The organism is Epilithonimonas sp. (assembly GCF_056329745.1).
Window position 1 is genome coordinate 21,261 of sequence record NZ_JBWEYV010000022.1, and the last position, 17,672, is coordinate 38,932.

Genomic DNA, 17,672 nt, shown 5'->3' on the forward strand with positions numbered 1-17,672 from the left:
GGTTTTTACCATAGTTCTATGTTAGCTGTAGTCTCTATAATATATTATTTCAAAGTCCATTCCACAAAAGAATTCATTACTTCTTCCCAATGTGGTTTTTCGTGATTTGGATTTCCGTTTTCATCTATTTCAAAGAAATTATGTTCTAAATTCAAATATCTTTTATAAGTCAAATTAGTTTTATGCTCTCTTATAAAGTACAAAGGAACTAAATCGCATAAATCACTAGCAATATCATTGGTTGCATAAGCTAAATAAATTGGTTTATTTATTTTTAACCAATCATCAAGTAATGGTTCCGAAAAGGATTTCCAAGTATGTAAATTTGGATTTTCTTTTATTTTTTCTGGTGTATTTGCATCTTTATAAAATTGATATTGCTTTTCTATCCCTTCATCTGCTTCTTTCCAAGTAATTTCTCTTTGTTCGGCTTCTTTTCTATATTCTCTTATATCTTGGTCTATTCTACCAAAAGGATTTGCACCAAATAAACCTACTTTGGTTACTTTTTTATAGTTTAATGCAATTTTGGTTGCTACTTTTGAGCCTTGAGAATGTCCCGCAATAATGAGTTTTGAATTATCAATCCAAGGTTGCTTCTTTAAATATTTTAAAACTTTTATAGCTCTGTCTACATAATTTTCTAAATAATCAGCTTTATTGAATTCTTCAGTTACAGAATTTTTGTCTTTAGAGTTTCCAAAATACCAATATTGTTCATTTATTTCATTTTCGTTTGCAATAACTGGAGTTTTAGGCATTGAAATAATTACTAAATGATAATTTTTAATAATTTCTGGTACATCAAAATTTGTTATTCCACCACCAATCATCCAAATTCCATCTTTAGAATTTACATAAAGTGGATATGGAAGCGAACCTTGACACCAAAGAAAAATTGGTTTTTTAGTATCTAGTTTTACATCATAAATTATAAAATCTATTTTTTCATTTTTTCCATCAATTTGGAAATATGTGGATTCGTTATTAATAATACTTTTTTTCTGTGCAGAAATAATCGATATATTAATAAAGATTAGAAAAAAAATCAATTTTACTTTAATTCTATTTAAGGTCATATTTTTTTTGAGATTACAGCTAACACCCAATTATCGGTAATTACTTTGTAGATGCTTGTAAATGAAGGGGTTTAGCTTACTTTATTTTTAGAAGTACAACATAAGTACAACTTTTGAGAACCTTTTTACTTTACAAGTATTTACCGTATAAAAATAGTTAATTACTGGCATTGAAACGCTATACATTTTTGTTTTTTATCCCTATTTCTTCTACCAATTGCAGATTTAATTCAAACACTTTTGTGTTTTCGGTGCGTTAGCACCGTATTACACTGCATTACAACACCTTGTGTATTGTCGATAAAAACGAAGAGAGTGAACTTTGTAAAAGCTGCAGCAAAGTATTTATTAACTCTTTAATTTTTAGTAAAATGGCAAGACAAAAAGGACTTATGAAGTATGTCGGAACGATTGGCGATGTACGACACTTCAAGATAAAAGGTCAAAAAGGATTTTTCGCCGGAATGGTTGGCGGTCCCACCGCTGAACAAATTAAAACTGCTCCCGAATTTGAGCGTACCCGTGAGAATATGAACGAATTTGGCGGATGTGCCAGAGCTGGCAAATCGGTTAGAACCGCTCTTTCTTCGCTGATGTCCAAAATGGCGGATAGTAAGGTTACAGGACGTTTAACTTCAGTAATGAAGAAAATCAACTTAGAGGATGGAACGGAAGCCAGAGGCTACCGTAAAGTCGAAATTTCAACTCAAAGAACTTATCTGTTAGGTTTTGAGTTCAACAAAGGAATTTCTCTGAGTACGGTATTCAATGCTCCGTATGATGTGGAACACACCGCAGGTCGTGAAAGTGCCGATTTTATCGTTGCACCGTTCAATCCTGTGGATCTGATTGCTTCGCCAATTGGAGCTACGCATTTTCGTTTGGTTAATGCATTAGCGGTTGTTTCCGATTTTGTTTATAATGCAACTACAGGAACATACGATCCTGATGACATTGTAAACAACGAATTGAATATCGTTGAATATTCGGCTTATATTCCCTTGAATGCAGATTATGCAGGCGGAACATTGACAGCTACACTTCCCGGAACTCCAACACTTGGTGCGAACGTAACGGTTATTCAATGCATCGGTATTGAATTCTTTCAGGAAGTTAACGGCACTTATTACACGCTTAACTCCGGTAACAGTTTACGCATAGAAGATGCCTTTTAAGTAAACCAATCAAAGCCTTCTATCCAGAGGGCTTTTTGTTTAACCCTTAAAATCAAATATGATGCGTACAAAAATCATAAGAGTTGCCGAAGGCAAGCAAAGTACATTGAGCCAGTTGTACATTGATGATATCTTTCAATGCTACTTACTGGAAGATAAAATCCGAGATGTGAAAATACCAAAGCAAACTGCGATTCCAAAGGGAAACTACACATTAAGACTCAACACTTGGGGCGGAATGAATGCTGAGTATCGGCAGAAATTCCCAAAGCTTCACAAAGGAATGATTGAGATTAACGGATTGCCAAATTTCAGTTTTGTGTATATCCATATCGGAAACTTTTACCGACAAACAGCAGGCTGTCCGCTCTGTGGTTTCGGTTTTGAAATGGTCAATGGCGATTACCAGGTATTACGAAGTAAAGATGCTTATCAGATGATCTATCCAAAGCTTTTAGCATTAGCCCAGGATGAACAGAATGGCATCAGTATCGAAAATAATTTTCAATTTTAAAATTCAAGACAATGAAAAAAGATAGTTTAAATTTTGTGGAGCGTGTGAAAGCTCCAACTCCGAAATGGTTTAAAATTATTCGGAATGTGGGAATTACATTAACAGCCGTAGGCGGTGCAATTTTGGCGTCTCCGGTGGCTTTACCTGCAACGATTGTAATGGTAGCAGGTTATGTATTACTAGGTGGAACGGTGGCGACTGCGATTGCTCAAACGGCTATGAGTTCCGAAGATAAAGAAAAAGAAATTCCTGAGTAATAAGATTTGATTTTCTGAATGTTTAAATCCTGTCCAAATGGACAGGATTTTTCATTGCATTACTTTTATAAATTTGGAAGTTCTTTTAATCAAAATCTGTTTACTGTGTAAAGTATTTTGTTATAAAGTCTAAAATGGAAATTCCGTTTTCCGAATCCCAAATAGACGAACCTATGTTAAATCGAACGTTAGTATCTTCTATATTTACAGATACTCCATCTAGTCCTTCTATTAGCTGATTTTTTTGATTTTCTAATGTATTGTAATTTCTCATGACTTTCAAAAGCTTATATCCTATTTTATCAACAACTTTTGCATTATTTCTTACATATTCTAAATTGATAACTGAGCCATCTAAAGGAACAACAACTAAAGCATACTGTTCTTTTTTTTCAGTAGCTCTTTCTGCTTGTAAAGAAGTCATAGCTGCATAATTTTTACCGGTAGCTTTTAGTTCGATCAGCCAATCGTTTATATTAAAAAGTTCTTCTTGATTATTATCATTAACTAAATCAGAAGAATCTTCTGTCAGTAAATAATCACTCCCAAAAGGTTTTCTTTTAATATTAATACTAACTCCTTTACTCTGTAAATCAAGGATGAACTCTTTAAAACACTTTTCAACAAGGGCTCCTATTTCTTGATTTCGATTAATCAATCTTCTATTTTCCAGCCTCTTTTGGTATTCATTTTGAATCATAGGATCACTAAAGATTTCTTGAGCTAGCTCTGGTTTAATACCGCTTGTAATCATGGTAGTAAGTGCTTTATCCCAACTTATTTTAATCTCCTCTGTTTTCAAAGTATTTCTTATAAGATCAGATACCCCAACTTTAATTTTAGATAAAAATGCAATTTGCTTTTCTCCACGAATGGTCTTTATTAATTCGTCATTTCCTTTAATAAGTTCTGAAAGATTCTTTGATGAAGGAATTTCTTTCACAAATTTATTAGGAACTTCTGATTCAATATCTTTTACATTAACCCATTGAATATTTTTTGCTCTTTTTAACCAAAGTGTTTTATCAAAATTGATAGATTGACCACTTGTTGTAACTGCCTCTACACCGATACTCATAAATTGGTCTTTCAATGCTGCCTCATTAAGTAAAAAATCAAATATTTTTAAGCTAGATGTGGTTGTTGAATTTCTATCATAAATATGTCCTTCTGATGTTGTTAAATAAGCAAAATCACTATATTCTAATTCAATATCTTCAATCAATTTGCCATCATCATCCCTCAAATCATTTAGGTCTTTGCTATTTTGAATTAATAATTCGAGGGTTTTAGAATCCAATTTTTCCTTTCTTTTTACTAAGGGAGAATAATGAATAAATCCCCAATCTCTAAGCTTTTCAAAATCTTTCGCATCCAATTTCGTCGTATATAAAGGATGCATACAATCTTTGTCTCGTACTATTTCTGAATATTTTGGAAACTCTTGATTAAAAAAACTTTTAGGGGGTAGCAACAAATGTTTCCCAGACGGAAAAACTCTATATGATATATTAGAGCCTTCTCTTTTGTCAAATGACACTATTTTTAAATCTTTGATGATGTCATAACGAGAATTGTCAATAAGCCATTTCAAAAATATGGCATTAGCTTCTACTTTATTATCTAAAGCATATTCAGATTCAGAAAACTGATTTAGTTTGTTTATTATTTCCTGAATAGCTGATTCTTTATCAAAGTTTTCAACCCCAGTGATTTCAAATTTAACAATATCATTTGAAATCAATTTTTCAGAAAAATTTAAATCAATTATATTGGAAATTTTAATTAGTATTTCATCTTTTATTCCATCCCATTTTAGTGCTTCTGCTTCAACAAAATTGTCCTTTTGATTTAATAATATTTTTTCATTTAATGGAAATCTGCTCAAATCTTTCTGAACAAAAAAATATAAGTTATTTAGCCATTCGTGTACATCAATTTTTAAATCTTTTTGAAGAATATTTAGTTCTTTCATCGATGATATATAATTCATCAATTTATTACAACCTATAATATTGCCTTCTGAAAAGACATCATTATTTTTTAAGTCCGCAAAATTTTCAGCTATAACAATCCAATCATTTTGTTCAGTAAATGGAATTGTAGAAAATGTTTTTGAGTCATTTACAAGTTTCCATACCTTTTCTAATAAGTTGCTATCTTTCGAATACGGTATTTTTAAATTACTATACTTATAATTTACATCTTCAAAAGAAATAAATTCTTGCTCTATAAGACTTTCAATAAGTGTAAGCTTTAAATTAGTAAACCAATCCTCGTCAATCCAGCTATGATCTTTTTGCTTTGAGAAGTTAAAGAAATTAAAGTGTGCCTTGATCTTATTTTTCTTTATAATTTCAGGAAAAACGGATGTTGCAACCGATAATGATTGGGATAACAAATACTTATTTCTATTAATATTTTCATCATTCTTTTCATTATTTTTTAAGTAAATCCCATCTCGCTCAATCTTGGGATCAAACTGTGTAGAATTAACAATAAAAGGAATACCAATTGCCTCTGTTCCGATAAGTGGAAAAGTAAAAAAGAGTTTAGGGTATTGATTAGATAAATGTTTTAGATATTCAACTCCGTCTATTGTCTCAGTTATAAATACAATATCAAACTCATTATCTTGGATTAGATAAGCTTTTAACTCATCATCAGAATTAGATGAGTTTAACGCCCATTCTTGAATTCTATTTTGCTCAAGTTTGTATTCACTAATCTTATTCTTCGTATAAGTTACTGATTCCTCGTTTTTAATAGCAGTAATTGAATCAATTTGATTATTAAATATCTGGGTAAAGGGGATGAGTGCATTAAGGCTTTTCAATCCTTTCTCTGCTGTTATTCTTCCCTTTTCATCTAAAATATAAGTAAAACGAGTCTGAAATCTATCATCTCTAACGTAACTAACTTCATTAATAGAATTTATAAATTTATCATTAGCATCTTTTTGAAGGTGAAAAAATGCTTTTATTGCATTGGTATCTTTTATATCACTAACATGACGATTCAAATTAAACTTAAAAAAAACTCCCGAATTCTCTAATTGTCCAGATATTTCAACTTTTTTAGACAACAGATAAGTAGTCATGAAACCTGTACCAAATCTCCCTGTTTTGTTATCATCTTCTATTTTGGAAGAACCTTGGATAATTAAACTTAAAATCTCATCGACTTTAAAAGGATTTCCAGTGTGAGAAAACGAAACTATTGAGTCGCTAACTTCAACTTTTGCATCTACCTTGTTGTTAATTTCAACAGAATCTTTTGCATTTTGTAGTAATTCCCAAAACCATCTCTTTTCATAAATTGTTCTTTCTTTTTCTCTTGCTTGAATATCTCTGTAAACACTTCCTGCATGAAGTTCCTCCGCATATTCTTTTCTTCTTTCTTCTAGATGTTTTTTGTCAATCATTATGGCTATTGGATTTTGCGAGAACAAGATTTTTTCAATCAAAATAGAAAGGAAATTATTTTTTGAATATAAATCCTCTCGCTATTTTTTATACTTGTAAATTTATGAAAAAGAAAAGTGATAAAAATACGGAAAACCATAAAGAAAGTATGAGGCACAGCACTTAGTAACTTTTTCTGTATCAAAAAGTAGTAGTATTTCAAATCATGCTTAATTCCTTCTCTAAATCCTGTACAAACCCAAACGGGTAGGATTTTTTGTTTTGCTTCACCCGTTTTTCCATCAGATGCGGTTATGTGTCCTTTATATGGCTTACATTGTGCTTATAAAGGGTGAAACAAAAAGCTATCTCTTCAAATGCCTTGCAATGTAAATACGTTTCAATTCTGAAATCAAAAGTAGTTGCTCATACATTGCACGCTCTTTTTGCTCTAAAGCTTTCACTTTCTGAATATCATTTTTTTTGCCTTGTATGTGTTTGATTTGCTCAAAAACGAAGTTTTTAAAATCGGCAATACGGATGAAAGGGATAACCGAACCGACAAAGAATTGATGAAATGCTTTTGACTTCCATAATCCAAACAATAAACTACGGTAAATATCCAATTCCTGTGCATTACAGTAGGAAATAACAAAGCAATTCGGGCAAGGGTTATCTAATGGCTTGCCACTATTTAACCCTTTGGAAAGGGCATACAATTCAAATTCTGATTTAGAATGTTTCGGGTTGTAAGTAAAGATTTTAACGGCTTTCATATCACACAACTTTTGAGATTAGCTCCGCTTTATTCCTTGTTGTGGCTGAAAACCAAAACTTTTTTACAAAGAAAAAAACAGAAAAAAAAAAGAAAGCCATTCAACAGGTGGCGTGGCAAAAAATCCAAAAGGAAACGGAATAAGTCCCGAAGTGTGGCAAGGCAAAAAAACAACTTGGCGAAGCCTCCTTAAATGCCTTGCCATTATGCCGTAGTCTTTTGGATTTTTTATTGAGCGTTGGCATTGAGCGTAGCCACCTACCTTTGCTTTCCTTTTTATTCTTTTTTCTTTTGGAAAATGTCTATTGACTTCCTTTTATTCCTTTGAAAAATCGCCTTTGAGCGTTGGCAATGGGGCAAACACTCCGCAGTAAAAAATAAAGCATACCATAATTTGAAGCGTTGGAAAAAAGCAAGGGTATGCGTTTCGCAATACGCTTGCTGTGCGGTGGTGAGGCTGTTGCAAATCAAGCAAAGTGCAATGCAATGGAACAATGCTGTTTGCAACTGCCACAGGCACTTGGGATATAAAAAACTAATGCCTTTTTATTCCTGCACCGCTGAAATGGGTGGTGGGGAGCGTGGCAAGAAGCGTGGGCAAGGCGTTGGGGAGAAAAAAGACGGCTTCCGATACCCGAAAAATATCAGCGTTGGCATTGTGCGTTGGGATATTTTTTCGGGTAGCGGACTATGGCATTGGCTATTTTACATAATGTTATTATAGGACATTTTTGCGTTGGCATAGTCGCCTATAAGCGTGGGTAAAATGTACTATAATGCCACATTATGTAACTTAGCTTCCACCGATTTGCATACTGGCATAAACGGAACGGTGGTGGTGGTTGGAGTGCAGTGTCTTTTTGCTTTGTTTTTTTGAGGTTGGGACAGCTCTTTGCCACCGCAGGAACGAGGATGGCAATGTGCTGTGGAGCTTTGGCAAAAACAACGCAAAAAGTATGACAGTTGCAAATCGGGGGCAATGCCATAGCAGACAGGCTAAGCGTTGGGCTTGTGCGGTTGGAGCCTGGCTAAAGCCGTATTTTTACTTGGCGTGGGCAGAGCGTGGGATTTAAGGAGGTATATTTCATAAAAGTTCTTATTCATTTTTCTATTTTTGCAACTACAATATTTACACTTCATATTATGAGTATTTCCATTTATATAGAGCCGATTGCAAACGGAGAAGAGTTGGTTAAAAAATTATTACAAGATGAATTTGGTATTAGTGAAACTAACGCTGGAATACTATTTACAAACTTGGTGAAACCGCATTTTGATAATTTCAAGGATAATACTTTCATTTTAGCTGAAACTAATTATGTAGATAAAGTTTATCGAGATAGTTATTATCATTATTATTCTTCCAAATTACATAAATATAAACGAGATAGTATCAGATTATCATTTTTTGAAGAAGCAATATCAGACACGGACTTTTTTGATGGGGCACAACATAGTACTCTCCAGGAAAAATATCGAGGCTTCATTGTTTTGAGACCTATTGACCCATTTATTATAGGAAGAAGTATTATTTCTCCTCATTTGATGAAAACAAATAATTTCCTTGTTTGTGCGAGTAAATTTCATACCACAGTTAATGGCGTTAAATTTACCGTAAAAGGGTTCCCTCACTCCTCGCAAGACACAGAAACAATTAGCTGTGCAGAAACTAGCTTATGGGCAATTATGGAGTATTTTAGTAATAAGTATTCCGATTATCAGCCCATATTGCCTTCTAAAATCATTAGAACGCTTAATCAAGTGTCTTCCGAAAGACAAATACCTTCTAAAGGTTTGAATATCGCTCAAATGTCTTATGCATTGAAGGAATTTGGATTTGGTACAAGAATTTACAGTAAACAACAGTACGCTACAGAATTTGAAGGTTTGTTGAGTTGTTATATTGAGAGTGGGATACCAATTATTGTAGCTATTGACAATAGACATAAAGGAGGCAGTATTGGACACGCACTATTAGCTATTGGTCATAGTAAAATAGAAAATGGTCAGATAGATGCTTTGGCACCATATACGACACCAAATGCTACGTTGACAGCAGCTTTGGCAGCTAAGAATATTAATTTATATGATTATGATGCTATAACTAAGGACCTTATTTTTATTGATGACAATCATTCCCCTTATCAAAAAGCATCTATAGCTCAACCAGCAAGACATTATAATGCAGAATGGCAGAACTGTGAAATTACGTATTTCATTGCACCTCTATATCCAAAGATATATTTAGAAGCTTATGAAGCAAAGAACTATGTAAGGAATTTTATTTTAACAGGCCCAGAACCACTGAGTAATGATAGTCAGGTTTTACTGAGATTTTATCTTGCATCCAGTCGTTCTTTTAAAGATGCAATAGCTAAAAACGATAGTTTTCAAGAAGATTTAAAAAGTATACTAATTGAAACTTCTATGCCTAAATTTATATGGGTGGCAGAAGTAAGTACAAGAGATTTGATAAAAGAAAAGAAAGCTGATGGTATTATTATTGTAGACGCTACTGAAGCGAATATTTACTTTAATAAGCCTTTGATTTTAGCAGCATATCAGGATAAACTAATACTTTTTGATGAAATTAGTGGTAATTTAGAAAGCAATATATTACCTTTGCAGGACTTTCGAATATTCGAACACAACCTTAATGATTTCGAATTATGATAACAAAGATAAGTAGAACAGAAGCTATTAGAGCTAAAATGAAACAGGAGGGTAAAGTTACCTCTCTTAATTCGGCACAACATATTGCTGCCATTACAACTATGAATAAGCAACTGGAAACAGTGAGAAGAGAGTATCAGGTGAAAGATAGAAATTCTCAAATTACTGCTGCAACTGTAATTCTGACAGCTTAGAAATTAAATTATTCAGTATATAAAAAAAGGAGCTTTTAAGCTCCTTTTTTTGTTTAAAAGAATTTTGTCCTTCAATTTCTGACTTGGTGGCAAAGCGTGGGTTGTGTAGATTGTTCGTAAAGTAATCTACTACTACTTTAATATTCCGATTTTCAGAAATAATATTCCGAATAAATATGCTTAAATAACGATTTTTGTAAAATTATTACACTTTTTGAATTTAATTTTACAATTTACTTGTTTTTATTTCCAAAAAACAATATCTTTGTATCACAAAATGTAACTTACAATCGAAATATTATGTACACGGAAATACTAAGGATAATTGAAGGCGGGCTGAATAAGGACACTAAAAAGGTTTTAAATTATTCAAAAATGCTTGCTGAAAAGCTAGACGGCGATGGCGACCAAAAGCTGGCTAAACTTATCCTTAAGACTATAGATAAAGGTCCTGCAACAACAGTAACTATGGACGAATTGCTTACAACACCTGTTGACCAAGAAAGTCGCCTAAGTATTGTTGATGTGGAAGTTCCGTCTAAAGAGAAGAATTTAATTGTGTTGCCTCAACTTGTAGAGAACAAAATTGGCGACTTCATCAATCTTGTAAAACATCAAAACGAATTAATTAGAAGTGGTATTGAAACTTCTAATACATTATTACTATTCGGAAAGCCTGGAGTTGGAAAGACAAGCGTTGCAAGATATATTTCTGAAAGCACAGGTCTTCCATTGGTAATAGCAAGATTTGATGCTATAGTATCATCTCTTTTAGGAAATACAGCAAAGAACATTAGAAAAATATTCGAGTTTGCTGAAAATAAACCGTGTATTCTTTTTCTTGATGAATTCGATGCAATAGCTAAAGCAAGAGATGACCAATATGAATTAGGCGAATTGAAAAGAGTTATCAATAGCCTCCTTCAAAATATTGATGTCTTTGCTAAAAACAATATACTTATTGCCGCTACTAATCATCCGGAAATTTTAGATAAAGCAATTTGGAGAAGATTTAATACTGTTATCGAAATTGGTGCTCCGCAAGAAAATGAAATCGAAGAGCTTGTTAAAAATTTTGTTGACGACTTCAAAACAGATTTCATAAATGATGAAAAAAAGAAAGACAGGTTAGTGAAACTTTTTGAAGGAAAAACTCCATCAGATATAAAGGCTATCATTAATAATGCAAAAGCACACACCATTATTCATAACAGTGATACCTTATCTTATGAAGATATTATTATTGAACTGTACGAATTTAATAATAATGGAAATATTACTATAGAAAAGCTTGTTGAGTTCCTAAATGAGAATGGAGTACCGCAAGCAACTATCGCTGAGCGTATGAAAGTATCTTTAAGACAAATTAGAAACTACTTAAACAAACAAGCCTAAGCTATGGAAAATAGAAATTTACCAATCAAATTCTTTCAGAAAAGACAGAAAGATGAAATGGGAACTGAAGCTAGTGGAGGTCAAACAATTCCCAAATGGGCATCCCAAGGACAGCTAAGAGAGAAATCAGAATACATTAAAACAGTCTTAGCAAATGTTTCCAATTCATTAGCCGAAAAAGTTAAGAAGAATAACTATATACCTTCAGTTGTCAAATTAAAGGTAAGTGGCGATGCTTTAGCTAAAACCTACAGAAAAGAAATTGGTAATCTTTTCAACGTTGGTAAGCTAAACATAATTGGTGTGAGCGGTGAGGATGAAGTATTGATTAAGATTGATAATGAAGCTGACTTGAAAAATATTTTAAATCGTTTTTCTGATGCTAAATTAGCTTTTCCTAATTACACAACGCTTGTAGGTATATCAGCTATTAATAACATAGAAGAATTTAAGCCTCAAATCGAAATTGAGGAAGAGGACGAAGAGCAAGTTTATAAAGTAAAACTGTTCAATTATGGCAATACCGATTTGAATAATATCCTTATCAGAAGCTTTGAAAAATACTGTAGGGAAAACAATATTGATTTTGAAAAAGCTGAATATTCAGAAGAATTAAACATTTTCAGAATTAGCAAGGTAACTACTGATGATTTTGAAGAACTACGTGACTTTGACGGTATTCAGCTAATAACAGAAATGCCTACTTATAGCCTGACTTTGGATGAATTTACAGAGGAAAATGTTATTGAAATAAAACAGCCAAAAGAAGGTGCTAATTATCCGGTAGTTGGTGTTCTTGATACAGGGATTTCAAACATTCCACACCTTACTCCTTGGCTGCACGATAAAAGCTTTACCAAATATCACGAAGATTATATCAATAAAGGACACGGTACTTTTGTAGCCGGCGTTTTATTATATGGCGATAATTTAGAAGGTAAAGACTATACTGGTTTTGAAGGATGTAAATTATTTGAAGCCATAGTAATGCCCGATTTGAGTAAACAAAAAATATTTGAGGACGAATTAATTGAAAATATCAGAGAAGCAATTACTGACCATAATGAAATAAAAATATGGAACCTATCTCTTGGTACGGACAGAGAAGCCGATTTATATGAGTTTTCAGATTTTGCAAAGGCATTAGATGAAATTCAAGAAGAAAACAATGTTTTGATATGTAAATCTGCCGGTAATTGTAATAATTTTAAAATCAATGCACCTAAAAGTAGAATAGCCAAATCTGCCGATACCGTTAGAGGGCTTGTAGTTGGTTCTATTGCTCACGACAAATTGGAAACAGATTACGCTGAAAAAAACAATTTATCTCCTTTTTCAAGAATTGGACCAGGTCCATCAAATTTGATAAAACCTGATGTAGTTCATTTTGGAGGAAATGCAGGTTTGGACACTAACAATAAACTTGTTATTAATCCTGTAAAGTCTTTTTCATCAGATGGAAGTTTAGCAAAACAAGTGGGGACTAGCTTTTCTACACCTCGTATTGCAGCTATAACAGCAGGAGTTCATTCAATGCTAAGTGAAGAATTTAATCCTTTGCTTTTAAAAGCCCTTGTAATACATTCTGCAAAATATCCTGAAGAGATGAAAATGACTATTGCAGAAAAAATTGATGCAGCAGGATTTGGGATGCCATCAAATATCAACGATATTTTGTTTAATCAACCCAACGAGATTACATTAATTCTTCAAGACAATATAGAGAAGGGTTCTTTCATTGATATTCTTGATTTTCCATTTCCACAAAGTATGATAGATGATGAAGGCTATTTCTATGGAGAACTAACAGTAACACTTGTAACTTCTCCAATTTTGGAAGTTTCTCAAGGAGCAGAATATTGCCAATCAAATATAGATGTCTATTTAGGAAGCTATGATGAGAAAATTGAAAAGGATATAACTCAGCCAAGGGTTAAAAATCCTATTGGTGCAGATGGAAGACAAAATGTTTTAGCAACAAGCGTTTATAGCAAAAAGGCTATGAAGGATTTTGAGACTTCGTTCGCTAGTGAAAGAATGTTGCTTTCTTATGGAGATAAATTCCAACCTGTGAAGAAATGGAGTGTAAATTTTGATGATTTTACACCTACCAATAAAGATAAGTTTTTAAAAGCACCTAAAAATTGGTACTTAAAACTTGAAGGGCTTTTCAGGCATTTTACAGAAAGTAAGTGCGAGATACAAAAAACTGTTCCGAGCCAAGAATTTTGTCTGGTCGTAACAATTAAGGACACAAAGAAAAGAGGAAATATTTACAATGAAGTTACGCAGTTATTGAACAATTTTAGTTTCGTTCACAGCAACGTGAAAATAAGAGAAGAAGTAAGAATTAGATTAAATGGATAAAAATTACCAAGAAAAAAAGACAAAAAAATGTCTTAAAAGTTGCAGCTTTTAAGACAATAATTTAAACCGGAATGTAAAAAGCAGTGTGTAGCTTATCGGGGTTGGTAACCCTTTGGCATTCCAATATTGAAAAGTTTCGTTTTGCAAAAGTAAATGTTTATTTTAATAAACATAGCTTTTAATTAGTTTTTCAATAAAAGTACGCACCGGGTAGAATTCCTAACTCCGTAAATGTAGAGGATAAGTTTTTAATAATTTAAAATTACATTTTATGACGTTCGAAGGAGCAGTAATAAAAGAGCAGGGTGTATCATTTGCTATTGTAGTAGTAAAAGAACACGTATTGAATAGCTCTTCAGAGTGTAACAATGCTAGAAGTGGTTTTCAAACTATTTTTCCGGGAATGCCGGTTGTTTTGATGGCTCAAAACAGCCGTGGTGTTCCAAGATACCAAGGAAGAACAGATATTGTAAACTTCTTAGCAAAGGTTCATCCATCCAGAATACCTTGGAAGAGGTACAATTACAATTGATTAACTAATTAAAATTTTAAAAAAAATGTCAAAGTACATAATTCGTAAAACGTCCAACGGACAATATTGGTGGGTTTTAAAAGCTTCTAACGGAGAAACCCTATTAACAAGTGAAACTTATACTACAAAGCAAAACTGCCAAGGCGGTATTGCAAGTAGTAAAGTTAGCGTTGCAGACGCTAATTTTAAGAGACTGACATCGGTTCGGAATGAACCTTATTTTACTCAAAATTCTAATAACTATCAAGTATTAGGTACGAGTGAAATGTATTCATCAACTTACAACCGAGACAATGGTATAGAAGCGGTCAAACGATACGCTCCAAATGCCGTAATTGAAGATTTATCTTAATTATTAATTCTAAAATTTAAAGAAAATGGCAACTAATCCTCCTAAAGGTGACGTGCATAGAAATGGTGCTGTAAAAGACAGAAGCCAAACGCATAATCCAAAAACTGATACTTGGGTAAAAAGAGACAGTGATACTGGGCGTTTTATGGATGTCAAAAAAGACGGCACACCATTTAAAGGTGTTCGCAAAGAAAAATAAGATGGAACTTATTTTTGTAAACCAAAGAGGCTATTCTGAAATAAGGATAGCCTCTTTCTTTTTAAGTAAGTAGGATAACAACATTTCCGCAAAACTTATTTTTTGTATTTCGTAGAAATATAAAAACCGATTTATCGGGATGATTGGAAGCAAAGCAACGAAGTGCTTGTTTCGGTTTGCACCTAAAAGGTGCAAAGTGGCTTGTTTTTTATCGCAGATAAAAAAATGAAAATATTTTTGCTGAAAAAAGGTTATCCTACTTATCCTCTTAAAATAAAGTAATGAGGTGCAGAATGCACTGATATTTTAAGACAAAGCGAAGCTTTATAAAGCAGGTATTTGCCTAAGGCAAAACCTAAAAGGAAATTGAATGTAAAATCATAAAGTAAGTAGGATAAGTAAGCTTGGCCAAAAAGATTATTTTTTATTTCGCAGAAATAAAAAACGGATTTATTCGATTAGAATAGTGCAAAATAGTAAACCGCAGGTTTCTATTTGCACTCAAAGGATTTGTTTTGGCTTGTTTTTTAGCGAAGCTAAAAAATGAAAAATATTTCTTACCAAAAATGCTTATCCTACTTATCCACTCCAATGAATGAAAAAAGGTGCAAAATGCACCTTTAAGAATTATCAAAACGAAGTTTTGATTGCTCGGGTGGTGGCGGTGGTTCTGGCTTGGGTTCTTTCTCTCGGTTGCTGTTTTCCACTTCATCCCAACTCAATTCACGAACTGCATAGACATAACCGTTCTTTTTGGATAGTCTTAAATAGCCGTGTTTCTTTAATGCTTTGCCCAATTTCATTACCGTTCCGTCTGTTACATTAAGCTTTGCTTTGTCTGCTAATTTGGCTGCGATTTGTGTGGTGTTCAGGAAATTATTAGCGGTTTCTCTGTTGGCTATATCAAACCAAGTTAATAACAATTCTTCTTCTGGACTTCGGATCTGGTATTGTTCGTTGTTCAGATCTATTTCTTTGATTTCTTCCTGATTGAACCAATAACGGAAACCATTCTTATATAATTCGATTGCCTGTGCATAGACTAGGTTAATGTCGATGTTATGCGTGTATTCGATATGCTCTACTTCGAAACAAAGAAATCTCCTCGAACCTGTAGTGTCATTCAGAAACTGAGCGGTGTTTACACTTCCTGCAAATGATGCTCTTCGTGGTAAGGTTTCATTGTTGTGTCCGTACGCTTTTCTCATTCGGATGTGGGTTTTAGTAATGAGTTCTTTCAGAGTTCCGATTTCGGTACGGTTCAGGTTTTCGAGTTCATCCAGATTGATCAGCATACATTCAGCCAAATGTATTAGTGTGTCTTTGTTGTTGGGATTGATAGTTCCTGAAAACATATATTCTTTGAGCTCTCTCGGAATCAATCGTTCTATCCAGGTTGTTTTTCCTACTCCTTGTTTTCCGCTGAATACAATAACGGTTTGATTGATGGCTTTTTCGTTCGTTACACAAGCGACCATTGCCACAAACCATTTTTTGAAACAGATTTGCCATAATTCCTGCTTCGTGGTTTTAACTGTATTGGCTAATTGATGGATGTAATCAACCTCATCCTCATTGGTTTCTAAACTTTGAAAATAATCTCTGAACGGATCGTATTGCTGACAATAATCGGAATGCAACAAATTTCGCAAAGTGTTGATGTTGCATTTTACTTTTGCTTTGAGGATTTCTCTCAAAATAGAGTTTTCGACAAAATCGGTAATGGGTTTCCAGAGATTGGCTTTAATGGTTTTGTATTCGAGCTTTCCGGTTACGATATTGTACCGAAAGTTATACCGATAATCCAGAAATGTTTCCAAACGGTCAATGTAACTCGGTTTTTCTTCTTCCTCTTCGATATCCTCATTTTTCGCTTTATTGTTTTCTGATTTTGAAATGGTTGGATTACTGTTTTTGCTGTATTCGTTGGTATTGCTGTACGCACTTTTTACGGTTGTCATTACTTCACTAGTATCATAACCGTAATCGGACAAAATATATCCTGTAGCTACTGCCAACGGAACGCCTTTACGATTGAGATTATTTGCTAAAAGATGTACAAAATTATTCCGATTACCATTGATATAACTTTCCTTTTTCTCTGTAAACCGAATGCAATGTTCATAGACTGCTAAATAATCATTGTTGATAGGTTCTGTTTTAAATGATTCGTTTGTAAACGCTGTTTGTATTGGTTCTTGCTTTACTATTGGATAGACTTCTGCTTCATCATTCAAATACAAATCGGTATCATAGGAAACGAAACATAATCTTGTAACGTCTTTTCCGGATTTATCAATAGGCAATTGAAGCAATTCTTCATAATACTTTTGTAGTAGTAAAAATGCTTCTTTGTGGTTTTCCTGTGATGAATTGACTTTAACCAAAATCTTCAACCCATTGCCTGACGGACTTGTAAAGCAAGAAAAGGTATAAGGAGTTTCTTTTGCCAATGCTTTAGCATTAGTCAATTGCTCTTTTGAAAGTTTATCAATATCCAAAACCAACAAAGGATTGTAAGCGGTTAGATATTCAGGTTTTCGTCCACCTTTAAAAGTTGCTGATGGAGTGAAAGCAGGCAAAGATTTCTTTGCCCTTTCATACGCTTCCATTTTGTTTTCGGCTAATGATTTCCGTAGATAGGTAATCACATTGATGTATTTACCTGTCTTGATGTCGTAGAGTACCTCAATGATTTTTTGGTTTTGCACCACCTCATTGAAGTTCTGAAAGATACTTATTACCATAATTCTGAT

At 33.3% G+C, this 17,672-nt stretch carries 15 protein-coding genes; 11 read left to right on the plus strand and 4 right to left on the minus strand.

Annotated elements, in window-relative coordinates; genetic code table 11:
• Positions 1-44: 44 nt before the first annotated feature.
• Positions 45-1,079 carry an alpha/beta hydrolase family protein gene (locus tag AC00Y6_RS13770; protein WP_474491186.1) on the minus strand — a complete coding sequence of 345 codons (1,035 nt, stop codon included), beginning with the start codon at positions 1,077-1,079 and terminating at the stop codon, positions 45-47.
• A gap of 392 nt (positions 1,080-1,471) precedes the next feature.
• Between AC00Y6_RS13770 and AC00Y6_RS13775 the strand changes: the two genes are divergently transcribed.
• From AC00Y6_RS13775 to AC00Y6_RS13785, 3 genes are read left to right on the plus strand one after another with little or no spacing between them, the layout of a single operon-like run.
• Positions 1,472-2,254 carry a hypothetical protein gene (locus tag AC00Y6_RS13775; protein ID WP_474491187.1) on the plus strand — a complete coding sequence of 261 codons (783 nt, stop codon included), beginning with the start codon at positions 1,472-1,474 and terminating at the stop codon, positions 2,252-2,254.
• Between the two features lie 58 nt (positions 2,255-2,312).
• A complete protein-coding gene (locus AC00Y6_RS13780; protein ID WP_474491188.1) occupies positions 2,313-2,768 on the plus strand; it encodes a DUF5675 family protein in 456 nt (151 codons plus the stop codon).
• A gap of 11 nt (positions 2,769-2,779) precedes the next feature.
• Positions 2,780-3,025 carry a hypothetical protein gene (locus AC00Y6_RS13785; protein ID WP_474491189.1) on the plus strand — a complete coding sequence of 82 codons (246 nt, stop codon included), beginning with the start codon at positions 2,780-2,782 and terminating at the stop codon, positions 3,023-3,025.
• Between the two features lie 100 nt (positions 3,026-3,125).
• Here AC00Y6_RS13785 and AC00Y6_RS13790 read toward each other — a convergent pair whose 3' ends face one another.
• Both AC00Y6_RS13790 and AC00Y6_RS13795 read right to left on the minus strand, forming a co-directional pair.
• Positions 3,126-6,449, minus strand: a complete 3,324-nt coding sequence (locus AC00Y6_RS13790) for a sacsin N-terminal ATP-binding-like domain-containing protein (protein ID WP_474491190.1) — start codon at positions 6,447-6,449, stop codon at positions 3,126-3,128.
• Positions 6,450-6,794: 345 nt separating this feature from the next.
• Positions 6,795-7,205, minus strand: coding sequence for a DUF6943 family protein (locus tag AC00Y6_RS13795; RefSeq protein ID WP_474491191.1), 411 nt, complete (start codon positions 7,203-7,205; stop codon positions 6,795-6,797).
• 393 nt (positions 7,206-7,598) lie between these two features.
• Here AC00Y6_RS13795 and AC00Y6_RS13800 point away from each other — a divergent pair, with 393 nt between their 5' ends.
• The 8 genes from AC00Y6_RS13800 (at position 7,599) to AC00Y6_RS13835 (ending at position 14,916) form a co-directional block, all read left to right on the plus strand.
• Complete coding sequence (locus AC00Y6_RS13800; protein WP_474491192.1) at positions 7,599-7,928, plus strand: hypothetical protein; 330 nt, start codon at positions 7,599-7,601, stop codon at positions 7,926-7,928.
• A 419-nt stretch (positions 7,929-8,347) separates the two neighbouring features.
• Positions 8,348-9,877 (plus strand): hypothetical protein, encoded by a 1,530-nt coding sequence (locus AC00Y6_RS13805; protein WP_474491193.1) that lies wholly within the window; start codon positions 8,348-8,350, stop codon positions 9,875-9,877.
• 38 nt (positions 9,878-9,915) lie between these two features.
• Complete coding sequence (locus tag AC00Y6_RS13810; protein WP_474491194.1) at positions 9,916-10,071, plus strand: hypothetical protein; 156 nt, start codon at positions 9,916-9,918, stop codon at positions 10,069-10,071.
• A gap of 300 nt (positions 10,072-10,371) precedes the next feature.
• A complete protein-coding gene (locus AC00Y6_RS13815) occupies positions 10,372-11,466 on the plus strand; it encodes an AAA family ATPase (protein ID WP_474491195.1) in 1,095 nt (364 codons plus the stop codon).
• Between the two features lie 3 nt (positions 11,467-11,469).
• Positions 11,470-13,833 carry a S8 family peptidase gene (locus AC00Y6_RS13820; RefSeq protein ID WP_474491196.1) on the plus strand — a complete coding sequence of 788 codons (2,364 nt, stop codon included), beginning with the start codon at positions 11,470-11,472 and terminating at the stop codon, positions 13,831-13,833.
• 271 nt (positions 13,834-14,104) lie between these two features.
• Positions 14,105-14,365 carry a hypothetical protein gene (locus tag AC00Y6_RS13825; RefSeq protein ID WP_474491197.1) on the plus strand — a complete coding sequence of 87 codons (261 nt, stop codon included), beginning with the start codon at positions 14,105-14,107 and terminating at the stop codon, positions 14,363-14,365.
• 25 nt (positions 14,366-14,390) lie between these two features.
• Positions 14,391-14,717: a YegP family protein gene (locus AC00Y6_RS13830; RefSeq protein WP_474491198.1), complete on the plus strand. Its 327-nt coding sequence runs from the start codon at positions 14,391-14,393 to the stop codon at positions 14,715-14,717.
• 25 nt (positions 14,718-14,742) lie between these two features.
• The gene (locus AC00Y6_RS13835) at positions 14,743-14,916 is read left to right on the plus strand and encodes a hypothetical protein (RefSeq protein ID WP_474491199.1); all 174 of its coding nucleotides are present in this window, start codon (positions 14,743-14,745) and stop codon (positions 14,914-14,916) included.
• A 620-nt stretch (positions 14,917-15,536) separates the two neighbouring features.
• On the opposite strand, the gene AC00Y6_RS13840 is transcribed toward AC00Y6_RS13835, so the two are convergent.
• Positions 15,537-17,663 carry a virulence-associated E family protein gene (locus AC00Y6_RS13840; protein WP_474491200.1) on the minus strand — a complete coding sequence of 709 codons (2,127 nt, stop codon included), beginning with the start codon at positions 17,661-17,663 and terminating at the stop codon, positions 15,537-15,539.
• Positions 17,664-17,672 lie beyond the last annotated feature (9 nt).

Excerpts from the sequence above, each read along its gene's own strand:
- AC00Y6_RS13780 (WP_474491188.1), top strand. The coding sequence starts at position 2,313 with ATGATGCGTACAAAAATCATAAGAGTTGCCGAAGGCAAGCAAAGTACA.
- AC00Y6_RS13775 (WP_474491187.1), top strand. The coding sequence starts at position 1,472 with ATGAAGTATGTCGGAACGATTGGCGATGTACGACACTTCAAGATAAAA.
- AC00Y6_RS13815 (WP_474491195.1), top strand. The coding sequence starts at position 10,372 with ATGTACACGGAAATACTAAGGATAATTGAAGGCGGGCTGAATAAGGAC.
- AC00Y6_RS13785 (WP_474491189.1), top strand. The coding sequence starts at position 2,780 with ATGAAAAAAGATAGTTTAAATTTTGTGGAGCGTGTGAAAGCTCCAACT.
- AC00Y6_RS13825 (WP_474491197.1), top strand. The coding sequence starts at position 14,105 with ATGACGTTCGAAGGAGCAGTAATAAAAGAGCAGGGTGTATCATTTGCT.
- AC00Y6_RS13840 (WP_474491200.1), bottom strand. The coding sequence starts at position 17,663 with ATGGTAATAAGTATCTTTCAGAACTTCAATGAGGTGGTGCAAAACCAA.
- AC00Y6_RS13790 (WP_474491190.1), bottom strand. The coding sequence starts at position 6,449 with ATGATTGACAAAAAACATCTAGAAGAAAGAAGAAAAGAATATGCGGAG.
- AC00Y6_RS13820 (WP_474491196.1), top strand. The coding sequence starts at position 11,470 with ATGGAAAATAGAAATTTACCAATCAAATTCTTTCAGAAAAGACAGAAA.
- AC00Y6_RS13835 (WP_474491199.1), top strand. The coding sequence starts at position 14,743 with ATGGCAACTAATCCTCCTAAAGGTGACGTGCATAGAAATGGTGCTGTA.
- AC00Y6_RS13805 (WP_474491193.1), top strand. The coding sequence starts at position 8,348 with ATGAGTATTTCCATTTATATAGAGCCGATTGCAAACGGAGAAGAGTTG.
- AC00Y6_RS13830 (WP_474491198.1), top strand. The coding sequence starts at position 14,391 with ATGTCAAAGTACATAATTCGTAAAACGTCCAACGGACAATATTGGTGG.
- AC00Y6_RS13810 (WP_474491194.1), top strand. The coding sequence starts at position 9,916 with ATGAAACAGGAGGGTAAAGTTACCTCTCTTAATTCGGCACAACATATT.
- AC00Y6_RS13795 (WP_474491191.1), bottom strand. The coding sequence starts at position 7,205 with ATGAAAGCCGTTAAAATCTTTACTTACAACCCGAAACATTCTAAATCA.
- AC00Y6_RS13770 (WP_474491186.1), bottom strand. The coding sequence starts at position 1,079 with ATGACCTTAAATAGAATTAAAGTAAAATTGATTTTTTTTCTAATCTTT.